A 15,443-nucleotide genomic window follows, 5' to 3' on the forward strand; every position below is an offset into this window, starting at 1 on the left:
AAGAGAACACTAACGTATGAGAAGTTTGAAATGTGGTTTTACCATAGCAGCCTTATTTTTTACCGTTGCAGCAGAAGCACAGGAATTGGTTCAGAAAGTTTCATTTTCTGTTCCTGCAAGCCGACCGTTGATTGAAGTTTTGGAGGACTTTGCCGGAAAAACAGGTATGAGACTGGCTTATTCAAAAGTAGATATTAAAGAGCTAAGGGTAAAAGGCGTAAAATGTGAAAATTCTACAATCAATGGCTGTCTGAAAGACATTACCAGTGGACTTCCTGTAGTATTTAGGTTACATGGAGACCTTATTTCCATAAAATATGAGGGTGGCAATGTTTCTATACCGGGAAACGGACGTATTTCCGGGAAAATAGTAGATGAGGTGGGAAACCCTATTGCAGGGGCGGAAGTTAATATTGCGGGAAAAACTGTAGTGACAGACAACAACGGTAATTTTTCAACGGATCTCCCATCAGGAATCTATAATTTAACGATAAAAGCAGCCAAATACAATACCCTTCGGGTAGAAAGGTTATCTATCCTCAATAAGGAAACAAATGCGGTATCGTTCGCTCTGAATAGGGCTTCTGATAAAATTACAGACATTAAGGAAGTGGTAGTTACAGCCACGAGAAAGGCAGATACCCAGGCAGGATTATTGGCCCAGCAGAAAAAGGCAGCCCAAATGAGTGACGGGATCTCTGCTGAACAGATTGCAAAAACACCGGATAATGATGTAGGTGGTACATTAAAAAGGGTAACGGGAATTACGACCATAGATAATAAATACGTTGTTGTACGATCTATGGGAGAACGTTGGAATACAGCTGCCATGGATGGGATCAATTTACCGAGTACAGAGGCATATAACCAGAATTTTTCATTCGATATTATTCCTACGGCAATGGTAGAAAGCGTAGTGGTAAGCAAATCTGCAACACCTGATATGAATGCCAATTTTGCAGGAGGGTATGTAGAGGTGAGAACCAAAGATATTCCCAACGAGAACTTTACTACGGTAAGCATGGGAACTTCTTACAATGATCAGGCTGCTTTCAAAGATTTCCTGACCCGTAAGCGTGGAAAATATGATTATTTCGGATATGATGATGGAACAAGAGATTTTCCCAAGGGGCTTGAACCTATGAACTGGAACAATCCTATGTTTTTTGAACAGTCTAAGCAGTTCACCAATGATAATTTTACAACCTACCGAACAAAAGGTGATATGGGATCTAATTTACAGTTGGCTTTAGGAAGAACATATCCCCTTAAAAATAATAATAAATGGGGTTTTGCAGGAGCTTTTATCATCAGAAACGAACAGAATAAGCTGGATATAGACCATACAGGAAGAGGAAACTGGATGGATACTACCGGCGTACCGGATGCCAACGGAAAAATACCTTTTTATAATTTTAAAAACTCAGGGGTATCTTATAATTACAATTCAACGGTAGCCGGAATGCTAAATTTTGGTTTACAGCTCAATAAAACCAGAATATCATTCCGTAACTCTTATACCCATATTTATGACAATACACTGACAAGGGTTACAGGATGGAACGAATATTCTAGTGGAAGTGCCCTTCCTGCTAATGCAGAGCTTGCCTATAATTACTTTTACCACGGAATTATTCCGAATAATGATCCGTCACAGATTAAATCTTTAGATGCTCCTTATACAGACAATGCGAATTATCCTGTTTATCAGTCATTTTTGCAAAATAAACTGGAAGGAAACCATAAGACAGGAAATATGGAAATCAACTGGTTTGCAGCCAGAACAGGAGTTACTTCAGATACCAAGGATTATACTTTACATCAGGCTTTATATCGTTTCATGGGTAATGAAATCCTAAGCTATCATAATATTAATAACTCCTCAAGTGATTTTGCAAGAGGGTATATTGAAAATAAGGAAACCGACTACAACTATGGAGCGTCCTTTAAGCTGAACCTCGACAGGGAAAATTTTAAAAATGATATTAAGATAGGATATGCCGGTGCTTCCAAATTCAATACCAACCAGCAACAGAAATTTCTGCTCCGGGTAGATGAAAACAGGGAGGTTTCAAATCCTAATATTTTAATCATGTATGGCCCTCTTTCCGAATGGTTCAATGGTTCTCATTATGTACCGGGAGGAATCGGTTGGCAAACCAGACCTCTTTATAAAAACGAAAAGTATGAGGGAGAAGTTGATCAGCATGCTGCCTATGTGATGTTTGATAACCGTTGGAAAAATAAATTCAGATTGGTTTGGGGACTAAGGGCAGAATATTTCAGATATGATCTTATTTCTCAGCAGCTAGACCCAAATGATTCCAGAAATTTTTCCAAATCCGGTATCGATGATAAACCATGGCAATGGATGCCCTCGGCCAATTTTACTTACAGCCCTACCAATAAAATGAATCTGAGGCTGGCTTACAGTAAGACCGTTATCCGTCCTCAGTTTAATGAAAGAACAGGGTTGCCTTATTTTGATCCGATCGCCAATGGACAAATTTTCAACACACAAATGGTTTCTTCTGTAGTCAATAACTATGATTTTAAATTTGAGTGGTTTCCGGGATTAGGAGAGATATTTTCTGCAGGAATATATTATAAAGACATAGATCGTCCTATAGAACGTGAGGGATATATTTCCAGCGAGGGAAATTTGTATCTGTACAATGGAAATTCAAAAAATGCAAAGCTGAAAGGATTTGAAGTAGAGGTAAGAAAAAACTTGGGCTTTATTATACCGGATTCTTTTTTGTCAAAGCTTTTCATAAGCGGAAATTTTACTTACAATGATACTAAGGTAATTGCCTTTAAAGACAGGGAAAAAACAAAGGATGAAGATGCAACCTACGAAGTGGGAAGACCTCTTTACGGACAAACTCCTTATGCCTATAACCTAGGATTGATGTTTGATGGGGAGAGGCTGGGAGCAAGCTTTTTGTACAATGCAAAAGGAGATCAGTATATGACGGTAGGATATGCCTATAGCGGAGAAGAAATACAACGTCCATACGCCGTGGCAGATGCACAGATTTCATATAAATTTTTAAGAAACAGAAACCTTGAACTGAAATTGAATGTCAGAAACCTATTCAATAGGGTAAGGGAATATTACAACAATTATAATTCTTATCTGAATGAGAAAGACGGTGGAAGTACGGTAGGAACCTACAGAGAATCCTTGGCACTTTTACCAGGTGCTACCGATAAATATGATAAGGATATTGATAAAATCTTATTCCGTGCATATAGCGGAAGAATATTCGGGCTAAGTGTGGGTTATACATTTTAATACCTGTCTGCCAAAAATTTAAAATGAGAAAAAGAGCTCTTGATATAGAAACGTACGGGTTTCGGTAGCCTGAACATGAACCGGATGAATACTGATGATGCGCACAGCAGTACCGGATGAGCAAAAAACCGAACGTTGCTGTTTTTTTCCGAACCGCAGCGGATTTAAAGGGAACCTCGGTAGGACAGCCCCTCCTGAAATACCGGGTGAATATTAAAAACCAAATCGAAGGAATAGAGAGGCGGATATTCCTAAATATTAAAACTTCCGGTAATAAAATAAATAACCGGGATCTACTAAAAATTATAACAATGAAAAGATTAACTCTAATTGCAGCTGCTGCATTATCCCTTACTGCTTGTCAGAACGACCATTTAGCGGATTCTTCAACTCCTTTCGAAATGAAATCTACTTCTGCTGAATACCTTACAGCTTCTTCACTTCCCGTAACTACTGTAAGCGGAGCAATTACTTCTAACACCACTTGGAGCGGAGTAGTAGAGCTTGATGGTACAGTAACCGTTAAAAACGGAGCAATACTTACAATACAGCCGGGTACATTTATCAAAGCTAAACCAAATGCATCAGGAGAAGGTTCAGGAATTTTGGTGATTACGAAATCAGCTAAGATCAATGCTGTAGGTACAGAGGCTCAGCCTATTGTCTTTACAAGTTATAGATTGTTGGACGGAGAAGAAACTACAACGGCTACTCCAGGAGATTTCGGAGGAGTTATCCTATTAGGAGATGCTCCTACCAATGTACCTTTTACAACAACTATTGAGGGGCTAAGTGGTGATGACTATTACTTTGGAGGAACCAATCCGGCTCACAGCGCAGGAACAATGAAATATGTGCGTATTGAATTCGCGGGTTATGATTTCGTAGGAGCTAACTCTGGAAACGAAGTAAACGCATTATCATTAGGAGGTGTTGGAAACGGAACGACTTTAGATCATATTCAGGTTTCTTATGGTCAGGACGATTCTTTCGAATTCTTCGGAGGAACAGTAAATGCTTCCAACTTGGTATCTTTTGCAGCTGAAGACGATAACTTCGATTTTGATAACGGATATACAGGAACAATCACATGTGCATTATCTTTAGCAGATTACAAATCAGCACATACTGTAAGTGGAGGTTCTCCAGACTCTAACGGTATCGAGTTGGATAACAACGCCGGAGGTACTGCTACATCATTGATTACAAATCCTGTGATCAATAACCTTACCATCATTGGTGCAAGAAACGGAGTAGCAGGGCAAGGACTTGCTTACGAAAATGGTATCCATATCAGAAGAAATGGAAAACTAACATTAAATAATGCTGTAGTTACAGGATATCCTGTAGGGATTAAAGTAGAAGGAACAGGTTCTGAGCTTTCTTCAGCTTCTAACTTAAGTTCAATCCTTGTACACGGATTCGGAACTTCTGTTACAGGAACAGGAACAGCCGGAATTCCTGCTGCAAATCTATTAACGGGAACTCTTGCTTCACTATGGGGAATGAGCCAGCCGTTCTTCAACGAGGGACCATGGAATGTTTCTCCTAGAAACTGTGGAAACTTCCAGGGTATTTGGACAAAATATGACTTCTCAGTTCAGGAATAAGACTTAAAAAGCAGGGAGGGCATTCTTGTCTTTCCCTGCTTTTATTCTTCAAAAAATCTTAATAACAAGTATTATGAAAAAATTAATTTTACTATCTATTGTATTGGTTTCACAGGCAGCTGCTGCGCAGTTTCAGATATGGAGCAATTCATTTGAAACAGCTGATGATCTTCAGGGATGGACGATTCATGATTTAAATAATAACGGGAACAAATGGGTTCAGGGAAAAAACATTTACCATAACGGAACATCAATGGTATTGGGAACTTCAGGATCACTTCGTTATTCCATAAGCTTAGTTCCATCAGGTACTGCTGCCAGTTTCAATACAGAAAATGACTGGATCATTTCGCCAGAGATTGATTTATCCTCAGCCGGAGGAAGTATTATGCTGGCTGCTTACGTAGCAAGGCAGAGAGCAAGTCAGGCTTCAGTTGCCAGAGATCTTTATATCTACGTGAGTACTCCGGAAAAGCCGGTTCCGGCCTTGTCAGATTTCCAGTCACTTGCCGTAGATGCCAATGGGAATGATCTTCCTAATCCGTATAAAATACAGGGAGGATACACCAATAATCCATTTCCAACGGATGTTACTCAGTTTGTAGAAAGTACTGTAGACCTGTCTGCTTTTGCAGGAAAGAAAATTTACATAGGGATATGGTCAAACAGAAAAGCACTAGGGAACAATATTCAGAATATTAATATAGATGAAATGGCTATTTATGCTACATTATCTTTAAACACAAAGGATGTAAAAAAGAAAGAAAATCTTACTAAAATAGTAGAAAATCCGGTAAAAGAAAACCTACAGTTACAGCTTAATCCGGCATTGAAAGAAAATATAACAATGATCAATATCTACAATAGAGCAGGTCAGAAAGTGAGTGCCACTCAGTATTCCAAATCTATGAAGGTAGCAGCTTTATCTACAGGAGTATATATTGTGGAGGTTACTGACGGAAAGATCACAGAAAGGTTGAATTTTATTAAGAAATAAGCCTTCTTGCTTTTAAAATGATTTTTATAAACACCAAGACATTTTAAATATACAATAATGGATAAAGTTTTTCCAAGAATCTTTATCCAGAACATATCCAACTAGTTTTTTTATAATTATATATTGCCCTGCTTAGGGTGGGGCAATATTTTTTAAGCTTTAAAATAATATAAAAGATGAATAAGATCTTTGCAGTACTATTATTATTTACCATACTGTTTTCCTGTACAGACAACACTGTCATGGAGCCGTATGATACAATACAAAAACCCGGAGATATAGCCATCAACGGATATTCCAAGCCTGATGTACTTCAGTTGAGATTTAATGGAACTCCCATATCCATTAACGGAAATACCTCATATACCAATAAAATAGAGACCAACATTCAGTTTGCACAGGATCAAGGAGAAACAAACAAACTGGCAATATATAATAATGAAACAGGAAAGGAAATAGCACAATACAATATCACCTATGATAATATAGATGATTATAAAAAGCTGTATTTCTTCAACTTACCTGGCATCTTTCTGCAAACTAATATCGTAAAGCCTCAGGTAAACCTTGGAAAAGTAGGCTTCGAATTTATTTTTCCAAATCTGGGAGAATTTTCAGGATCATCTCTTAAAAATGTAAAAGGTGTTTTAAAAAGAGAAAATGGAGTGGTATTGGCAGAGTTTGACACTATTGGGAAAGATAATTTCACAGCAGTGAAAGTCTATAGTTTTTTCAGCTCCACAGCTCCCGTTTATCTTGAATTATATAAGCCCGGGACTACAGAACCCTACATTGGATCCGAAATTATTAAGGTTAAAATAAAGCAGCATATGGGTGCCAATATGATTGTTCTTCAGGAAAAAATGGAAAACGGAAAATGGGTGGTAAAAGGGGACATTGATGTAGCAGAATATTTGTAATCTGAGATGAGAAACTTTTTAAAACTTCAGTGCATAGCCATGATAGCCATTCTAATGTCCTGCACAAACAATGATGAAAATATTCCTGCTTTTCCTGAGGGAAGCACAGAATCTGTCAATGTTTGGGTACAGGACAGCATGAAGCGCTACTATTACTGGGCAGATCAGATGCCTGCCAAACCTGACTATCATCTTCCGGTAAAAGATTTTTTTAAAAGTCTGCTGTCTTCTCAGGATCGGTTTTCATTTATTGTAAATACCGAAGACTCTTCCAGCTATCCACGCTCCATTAGAAATATGTATGGTTTCGATTATACGGTTCTTCAGCTGGCCAACGGGGAAGTAGTTACAGTGATTAAATTGGTTCTTAAAAACTCTCCTGCATTCAATGCCGGGCTGGAACGGGGAATGATTATCACCAAAATCAATGGAAAAACCGTGACAGCGGCCAATGCAGAAACCATGACCGCTTCCATGAAAGATTTCACGGTGCTGGATCTTACGCTGGGAGACTGGAAAAATGGAACCATTACCGATGAAAAGGAAGTTAAGGTGTATTATGGCTTATCTCTCGAACAACCTATATTATCCAGAATATTTGAAAAAAACGGTAAAAAGGTAGGCTACCTTTATATCTATGATTTTCCGGATGGAATGACTTCCGTGTTCAATCAAAAATTTGCAGAGTTTAAGGCTGCCGGCGTACAGGAACTGATTCTGGATCTTCGGTACAACTATGGCGGATCTGTATCTGCCGCTGCTGCACTTTGTTCACTGATTCCTTCAGGTATTTCTTCAGGTTCATCATTCATTCTGTTTAAAGGAAATAAAAATGGCGGTCAGGTAAAAAGAACATTTGCCCAGCAGATTGCCTATGATCCAAAAGCTCTTGATTTTAATACTTTGCGAGCCAATGCTTTGGGATTAAGTAAAGTCTATATTCTGACTTCAAACAGTACGGCATCAGCTGCAGAAATAGTGATTAATAACTTAAAGCCTTACTTGCAGGTTATTCAAATAGGGAATACAACCCTAGGAAAAGACATGGCAGGATTTACAGTAGAAGATAGACGGAAGCCAAAACATATTTCATGGCAGATTCATCCGGTAATTTATAAAGTATTTAATGCCGATGGATCTGGGGAATATAGCAACGGAATCTCACCACAGATTACAGTGAATGAATATGCTGAGCTGCCATTATTACCTTTAGGCGATCCTGATGAAACCCTCATCTCATCTGTTCTTAACGGCACGTATCTAAAGTCAGCAGGTCATGATGGACTGGAAAAAGACGTGAAGATTTTGTACCAGAGTGACTTGAATTTTATGCAGGGGCAGAAGTAGTCATTCATTTAAGTTTCTTTAAAAATAAAACAATGCAAGGAATAGAACCCAAACTTCACACAAGCCTGATGGACCGTATGGAATGCTTTCGTACCTTATTACAGGAAGCTATGGATAACCCTGAGTCCCAGTCTTCTGATATTCTGGTAAAGATTTCGGAACTGGACGAATTGTATGATGATTATTTGCTCAACAAAAAGAATTTGGAGAATAGTATAAAAAATTATCGTGAATATCACAATGACTTAAGGCGTAAGCTCACTGTAAGGCTTCGGGAACTTAGGAAAAAAGCAAAGGAGAAATAACCAGAAAGACTAATTTTAAAAACGAAATTCATACTTTTATAACATCAAGTTGAAAGATGAAGAGTTTATGAATTTTAATGAGACTGAGCTTTCCGGTTATTTGCACTTATTTTGGCAGTTTTCCTGGCCTCAATGGATCATGTTCAGTCTGGTCATTAACATTTTTCTGTACCTGTTTTCAATAGGCATATATCTGTTCATTGATAAAACCTGTCGCAAAAGTAAACTGCAGAAACAGGATCATCCCGTTACAAAGGCAGACTTCTATCTTAGTTTGCTTACCGTTTTTTGTAACACTCTTGTGATGCTGATAGGTGTTTTTTTATGGAAAAACGGCTGGATAAAGGTTGAAAATATCCTTTCACCGGGTACCATTGTTTTGGAAGTAATGGCATTGCTTCTTTTGATGGATCTTCTGATGTATTTCTTTCATTATGCTGCTCATTTACCTTTTGTATATAAGCTTTTGCATGGAAAACACCATGAGCATGTAAGCACCAATTATCTGAGCCTTTTTGTTCTTCATCCCTTTGAAACCATAGGCTTTGGAATGATGATGCTGATTTTGCTGATGGCTTATGATTTTTCTGTCATTTCAATTTCCATTTACTTGCTGATTAATCTTATTTGGGGAACCATAGGACATCTGAATCGGGAGTTTTTTCCTGCCAGTTTTGATAAATTCTTTGTAGGAACAACCAGATTTCATAATCAGCATCATTTGGAGGAAACTAAGAACTTTGGGTTTTATACCTCTATTTGGGACAGGTTGTTCAGGACTTATAAGTAATGATTTTTTGAGGGAAGTTCTGTTGAGTAGAATAAAAAATAAGCCATTAAGATTTTGAGAAATTTTTCATCTTAATGACTTACATTATATACAATATTTAAAACCTATTTTGTTGGATTTGAGCTTTTTACTGCAGATTTAATTCTTTCTTCAATCATTCTCCAGTCATACATATGGAAGACTCTTCCATTGCTCATGGCAACAAATGCACCTTTAGGAAATTTAGCCCCTAAATTAACATTGGTTACCTCAGAACCATCACTTTCAAGAGTAGAAACTGGAATTTCTGCAACGCGTCCCTTTCCCGGATTTTCTCTTAAATACACATTAAACGTATCATTCTGCTGATTGGAAACTAAAATGTATCCTTTCCCTTTTGAAGTAGGGTAGATTGAGATTCCTTCCACATCAGAGGTGAAATCACCTTGCCCGAAAACCAGAAGCTCTTCATTCCCTTTTGCCGGATCCGCATTATATTGATGAATTCCAAACTGCTCATCAGAATAATAAATATATCCCGCTTCATCATCTACAGCAATACTCTCAATTTCTTTCAGACCGCTGTATTTCCCAAACTTACGAACCACTTCTCCTGTGATGGCTCCGTTTTTTTCAGAAAGTTTATATTGCCAGAGATAGCCGTCTTTTGGACCGGATTTTCTTCCTACAATGGCGAAAATATCTCTTGTTTCGGGATTTTTATACATAGAAATTCCCATCGGGCCGCGTTCCGTTTCTCCATCAAATACAGAAAACTCGCCAACCTCTTTCAGTTCAGGAAGAGAATAAAGCTTTACCTTGTTGGTTTCACGCTCTGTAACGGCAGCGATGTCTTTCTTTTTTCCATTTAAAATAAAGCCATACTCAATGTCAACATTATTAGGACGCTTTAGTCCCAAAACCTTGTGAGTGATCTTACCATTAAGGTCAAAGGCGTACAATCCGCCATCAGTATCCTTATCTGTTCCAATGATGATACTCTTGGAAGCATCTTTGGGATTAATCCATATTGCAGGATCATCGGTATCATGAACTACAGTTTCCGTAATAACCGTTGGTTTTAGTTTTTCTCCTGACTGATTCTGCCCCTTACAGCTTGTTACAAAAGGAAAGACTACAAGTGCTGCTATATAATATGTTATCTTTTTCATGTTGTTAAAAATCAAATTTCACCCCCAAAGTAAATCTAGGCCTGTAATATTCTGCCTGTGCCGTTCTGCTCTGAATTCCCTGGTAGTATCTTAACGGTTGATTCGTTAGATTATTGGCTTCTGCAAAAATTCTTAACTGGCTTGTGATTTTATAGGAGGCATTGGCATCAAGGAAAAATTGCTTGTCATAATAACGATCATCAAAGGATTTTCCACCCAATTCATCAATATAATGAGACGCATAATTCATAGAAACCCTTGCAGAAAAACGCTTGTTCTCCCATGAAAGCGAACCGTTGAACATATGAGGCGCCGCTCCCGGAAGGCCAACATCCGTTCTTTCAATACCATCTTCGTTGGTTATTCCTTTAGCTTTTGATTGGGTATAAGTATAGTTGACATATACTCCCATGCCTTTCCAGAATGCTCCCGGAATAAAATCCAATTGTCTTTGTAAAGCCACTTCAAAACCATAAATATCTACATTATCACCATTACGCTGTTGGGTAAATTTCCAGTTGCTTTCTCCGGCGGGAATAGGATTAGATTGCCCTGCAAACTCATTAGAAAAATCGTTTGCCGTGTAATTTCTTCTGGAATACGTATAAATAAAGTCGTTCAGGTTTTTATAAAAAATTCCTCCGGAAAGAATTCCCACAGACTTAAAGTACTTTTCTGCCATAAAGTCGAAGTTATAGGCATATGTTGCCTTTAAATTCGGGTTTCCTGCAGAAATAACTTCATCTTCTGAAATTACATTCAGGTAAGGAACCAACGAGTAGTAATTCGGGCGGGCAATGGCTGTTGTAAATGCTGCACGAAGGACAAGATCCTGCATTGGAACATACTTAAATGATAAGTTGGGAAGTACGTTGGTATAAGTGTTTGTATTGTTGATTTTTCCAACCAGATTGCTTTCATTCATTACATAATTTCCGGTGTAATCAATCTTTGTGGTTTCAACACGGGCCCCTACAATCATGGAGAGCTTATCATTAAAATCCTGATCCCAACGGATATAACCTGCATAAATCTGTTCCTTTGCACTGTAGTTATTGGAAAGGAATTTTGATGGTTTCAGCTTACCATTGAATTGTCCTGAATTAAACAAATTCAATCCTCCCAAATAAGCGGGATCAACGAATGCTCCGGGAACATAATTCCCCGGCTGGAAGTTTTTTCCATCAAGATATACAGTAGGTACAGAAAGAAGACTACCCATATTACTGGTGGGTTCAAAGGCATAAAAATCATTATCTCTTTCCTTTTCCTTTAAACGCATACGGAAACCGGTACGAAGTCTTCCTTTTTGATCTTCAATTACAGAAAAAGGAAAACGTACATTCACTTTGGCACCAAACTCCTTTTCCTGTGTAAAGCTGTTGGCATCCGAAAGATCACTCAATTTATAGCTTCCCAAGTTATCTGCTGCAAGAAGATTGAACATAGGTTTTCTCGGGTCACTAAGATCCGGTGAAAAATTCATTTTGCTGTTTTCAAACTCTATATAACGCTGGTGAGGTTTATCTTCGCTGGCTGTAGCGTAGTTCATAGACCAGTCAAGATCTACTTTTGTTCCCAGTAAGTGCTCTCCACGTAAGGCATAGTTCTGAACTTTCTGCTTTTCAAGGCGGGTATTGTCATTGTCGGAATCTCCGCCCTTGTTTTGTCTTGTGATGCTGCCTTTCCAGCCTGTAATCTCGGATTCATCAGTATTATAAACCGGTTTTATTTTATAGCCTAACGCAAACCTGTTTTCCTTATCATTTCTGAAATTGTACATGGCAGAAGCATAGATCTTATTTTTTGAATTGAACTCATAATCCATATTAAGATCAAAACTATGCCTGATACGATGTTCATTGTAATGACGAATGCCCATTTTGCTTATATAAACAGTTTGTGCCACATCATTGGCCTGGCTCCATACAGGTTCTATATTGTCTGAACCAAAATTATTGTTGTTATAGGAAAAGCTAAATACAGCTCCCAATTTTTTGTCTAAAAACCGATTTCCATATATAAATCCAGCCGTATAATTTCCTTTTTCACGAATCGGATTATACCCTCCCGCCAATGTTGCAGAAATTCTTTGTCCGTTAGGAGAAGCCCTTGTGATAAGGTTTACAGAACCACCAATGGCATCAGCATCCATATCGGGAGTTAGGGTTTTGTTCACTTCAATGGTAGAGATCATATCCGAGGGAATCAGGTCCATCTGAACATTACGGTTATCGCCCTCAGCAGACGGAATTCTGTCACCATTCAGGGTTACCGAGTTTAGGTTGGGCGCAAGACCTCTGATAATAAGGTTTCTGGCTTCTCCCTGATCATTTTGTATGGTAATTCCCGGAACACGTTTCAGGGCATCTCCAATATTCGCATCAGGAAAACGTCCGATCTGGTCGGAAGAGATCACATTGGTAATATTGGAGTTGTTTTTCTGCTTGTTCAGGGCTCTTGCCTGATTCTTTAAAGTAGCTCCGGAAACTACGATTTCCGCAATATTTGTTTCCTTTTTATCGAAAACGATGTTTTGCCGGGTATTTTTTTCAGATTCTACAATTACATTATATTCATGCGCTCCATAGCCTAGATAATCCACTTTCATGGTATAACTGCCGGGAGGAACATTCAGGAAAACAAAATTTCCATGCTCATCAGAGGTTGTATAAATATTTCCCGGGCTTAAGGAGATTTTGGCTCCCGGCAGGGCAATTTTAGTATCGTCATTGATGTTTCCGGAAAGAGTACCGGTTTGTGCATAGAAAAAAATAGAAGCACAAAACAAAACGGATGTAAAAATTTTCTTCACTTTCTTTTGATTAGATTAAAATCATAACAAAATTAAACGACTGTTTGGAAAGTGATCTGAAATAAAAATTAACATTGTTTTAAGATTTGTTAATATGACGAAGTATTACCATAATGTAAAATGAATGGTATAAGCTATTTTAATTTATCTAAATTCTGACTGAAATTCATTAAAAGCCTTACCAAATTCTTCGGTCAGTTCATAATTACTGAACTCATATTCTTCATGAAGACCTGTTTGAGTAGTGAGCCTGATATTTCCATAACGTACCACAGGAATCTGATAATTACTTTTGAATCTTCTGTCCGGAGTTCCATTTTTATTGACCTTAGCCCAGGTTTTACTAATGATTTTGGTATCTGCGGGAACTGTTGAGGTTTCAGTGAAACGGGTATAGGTTTGTCGAAAATTCAGTTCATTAATTCCTATAATGGCAAAATTATTTTCATTGGTATACATTACAATAAAGGTTGGATAAATATAAATATCAGCACCATTTGCATTTTTCATATACAACGCCTGATAATCAGATTTTATATAAGGAAGTGTTTTAAGTGAAAAATGAACTTCACGCCTGCTTACTATGGTACTTGCAGAAGAACGCATAGCGACTCTGTCTTGAAAGCGGGCACTTGTAATGTCCCAAATTTTACGGGAAGCAGTAAGTTTTTGGAAAGTTTCATAAACCTTTTCAAATTTTCTTTTGATTTCATGGTCAAAATCAATTTCAAGATTAACATAGCATTTTTCTATCATTTTTCTTGTTTGGTCAATAGCCTCCTGCTGAGATTTAATATCTCTGTCTGAATTTTTTGGAATGTCTTTATTGATAAAGCCATAAAGAAATATATAACTTAAAATTTTCTTAGTTTTTGTTACAGAAAGAGTTCTTATAATTTTTCTAAGATCAGATGTTAATTCATTCTTTTGCTGCCCTGCTAAAATAATTGCTTCCTTAATGCCCTGCATATTCTGACTTGTGATCTCATGAATATCTGCACTAAAAATATTTTCATCAGGAAAATAAGATTCATTTATAGGCACGTTGGGTTGTGATGGAGTGGGATTATACTTTGATCTGGATTGAGTATTTGAAATTTTATAACGATTCGAAAATCCAAGAACAGTAGTACTGACGGTTGTTCCGGATTTACTAAAATTAATGCTGGCTCCTTTTACACCAATAGAAGTTGATATCCCTTTTTTACTGAAGTTAAGATGTACACCAGGTATTACTTTAATTCTTTTTCTGTAGCTCCAAGCCATGATTATTGTTTTATAGGATTAATTTCTCACCAAAATTAGGAACCGTTGTCTTGTTTTTTTTACGGGAAACCGTAAATAGAATTAAGGTGAGTTCACTTTTACCATAGAAATATGTGATGAACTTTAAATAAATCCTAAAATTAAGTTCTATTCCGACATATGGTTTTAAATTATTTTTCTCAATTTGCATAAAGAAAACAACCCATATCAAAATTTATTAATAAGATGAGCAGATTCCCGGAGATTTTATCAGATGAAAAACTTAATGAGAGGCATATAGATTTTAGGAATGCATTGTATGATCTTTCTTCCAAGGATCTTGCTCCTGACAATTTTGACAGCTTGATTCGGATTTATACTACTACAAAACAGATTGATTATCGGAATAGAATTCTGAAACTCCTTTATGATCAGACTCATCCTAAACTTCACTCATTTTTTGAGCTGGCTTATAAAAAAGAAAGGTATCTGGATATGAAAATCTATGCCTTGCGTGGATTAGCTCTTTTCTCAGAGGAAAAAGAGATGGAAAAGCTTGTGAACAAGCTTAAGGGAACATTGACAAAACGTGAGCAAACAACACCCTATAATTATCAGGAATATGAATTGCTGAGAGGAAAAAATGCATTGCCATTTCTTGTTGAAAAATATAAATATACTTCTTTTAAGGACCTGTTGGAACAAGTGAATGAACAATATGAAAGAATGCCGGAAGCTTTTAAAGGACACTTTACAACTGATGAAAATGGTGACACTGTTCAATTAAAAACTGCTGCTGAAAGTTCAAAGATGATAAGGGATTTTTTTGATCAGAATAAAGTATAAAAAATATAAGATCATTCTAAGAAGAGAAAGTCTTTTAAAATCATCCTGTACTTATATATTCAATTATAATATTAAAAACCCGCATTGAAATAATTCCAATGCGGATCTTGATGATTAGT

Annotated in this window: 11 protein-coding genes; 8 read left to right on the forward strand and 3 right to left on the reverse strand. The window is 37.3% G+C overall.

What is annotated here, in order from left to right; genetic code table 11:
• The first annotated feature begins 16 nt into the window (after positions 1-16).
• The 7 genes from EG359_RS00825 to EG359_RS00855 all read left to right on the forward strand — a co-directional run bounded on the left by EG359_RS00825 (position 17) and on the right by EG359_RS00855 (position 9,267).
• On the forward strand, positions 17-3,298 hold the full coding sequence (locus EG359_RS00825) for a TonB-dependent receptor (protein ID WP_076355936.1): 3,282 nt from the start codon (positions 17-19) through the stop codon (positions 3,296-3,298).
• A 311-nt stretch (positions 3,299-3,609) separates the two neighbouring features.
• Positions 3,610-4,908, forward strand: coding sequence for a hypothetical protein (locus EG359_RS00830; protein ID WP_076356062.1), 1,299 nt, complete (start codon positions 3,610-3,612; stop codon positions 4,906-4,908).
• A gap of 73 nt (positions 4,909-4,981) precedes the next feature.
• Positions 4,982-5,905 carry a T9SS-dependent choice-of-anchor J family protein gene (locus EG359_RS00835; protein ID WP_076355934.1) on the forward strand — a complete coding sequence of 308 codons (924 nt, stop codon included), beginning with the start codon at positions 4,982-4,984 and terminating at the stop codon, positions 5,903-5,905.
• Positions 5,906-6,081: 176 nt separating this feature from the next.
• Positions 6,082-6,825 (forward strand): hypothetical protein, encoded by a 744-nt coding sequence (locus EG359_RS00840; protein ID WP_228435091.1) that lies wholly within the window; start codon positions 6,082-6,084, stop codon positions 6,823-6,825.
• A 39-nt stretch (positions 6,826-6,864) separates the two neighbouring features.
• A complete protein-coding gene (locus EG359_RS00845) occupies positions 6,865-8,172 on the forward strand; it encodes a S41 family peptidase (protein ID WP_228435089.1) in 1,308 nt (435 codons plus the stop codon).
• A gap of 32 nt (positions 8,173-8,204) precedes the next feature.
• Positions 8,205-8,477 carry a hypothetical protein gene (locus tag EG359_RS00850; RefSeq protein ID WP_076355930.1) on the forward strand — a complete coding sequence of 91 codons (273 nt, stop codon included), beginning with the start codon at positions 8,205-8,207 and terminating at the stop codon, positions 8,475-8,477.
• A 67-nt stretch (positions 8,478-8,544) separates the two neighbouring features.
• Complete coding sequence (locus EG359_RS00855; protein ID WP_084180492.1) at positions 8,545-9,267, forward strand: sterol desaturase family protein; 723 nt, start codon at positions 8,545-8,547, stop codon at positions 9,265-9,267.
• Positions 9,268-9,371: 104 nt separating this feature from the next.
• Here EG359_RS00855 and EG359_RS00860 read toward each other — a convergent pair whose 3' ends face one another.
• The 3 genes from EG359_RS00860 to EG359_RS00870 all read right to left on the reverse strand — a co-directional run bounded on the left by EG359_RS00860 (position 9,372) and on the right by EG359_RS00870 (position 14,499).
• On the reverse strand, positions 9,372-10,418 hold the full coding sequence (locus EG359_RS00860; protein ID WP_084180490.1) for a phytase: 1,047 nt from the start codon (positions 10,416-10,418) through the stop codon (positions 9,372-9,374).
• Between the two features lie 4 nt (positions 10,419-10,422).
• Positions 10,423-13,233 carry a TonB-dependent receptor gene (locus EG359_RS00865; RefSeq protein ID WP_076355928.1) on the reverse strand — a complete coding sequence of 937 codons (2,811 nt, stop codon included), beginning with the start codon at positions 13,231-13,233 and terminating at the stop codon, positions 10,423-10,425.
• Positions 13,234-13,377: 144 nt separating this feature from the next.
• Entirely contained in the window at positions 13,378-14,499 is a 1,122-nt protein-coding gene (locus EG359_RS00870; protein WP_076355925.1) for a DUF4236 domain-containing protein, read from the reverse strand.
• A gap of 225 nt (positions 14,500-14,724) precedes the next feature.
• Here EG359_RS00870 and EG359_RS22665 point away from each other — a divergent pair, with 225 nt between their 5' ends.
• Entirely contained in the window at positions 14,725-15,324 is a 600-nt protein-coding gene (locus EG359_RS22665) for a hypothetical protein (protein ID WP_228435087.1), read from the forward strand.
• Positions 15,325-15,443 lie beyond the last annotated feature (119 nt).

Source organism: Chryseobacterium joostei, from assembly GCF_003815775.1.
Lineage (GTDB): Bacteria > Bacteroidota > Bacteroidia > Flavobacteriales > Weeksellaceae > Chryseobacterium > Chryseobacterium joostei.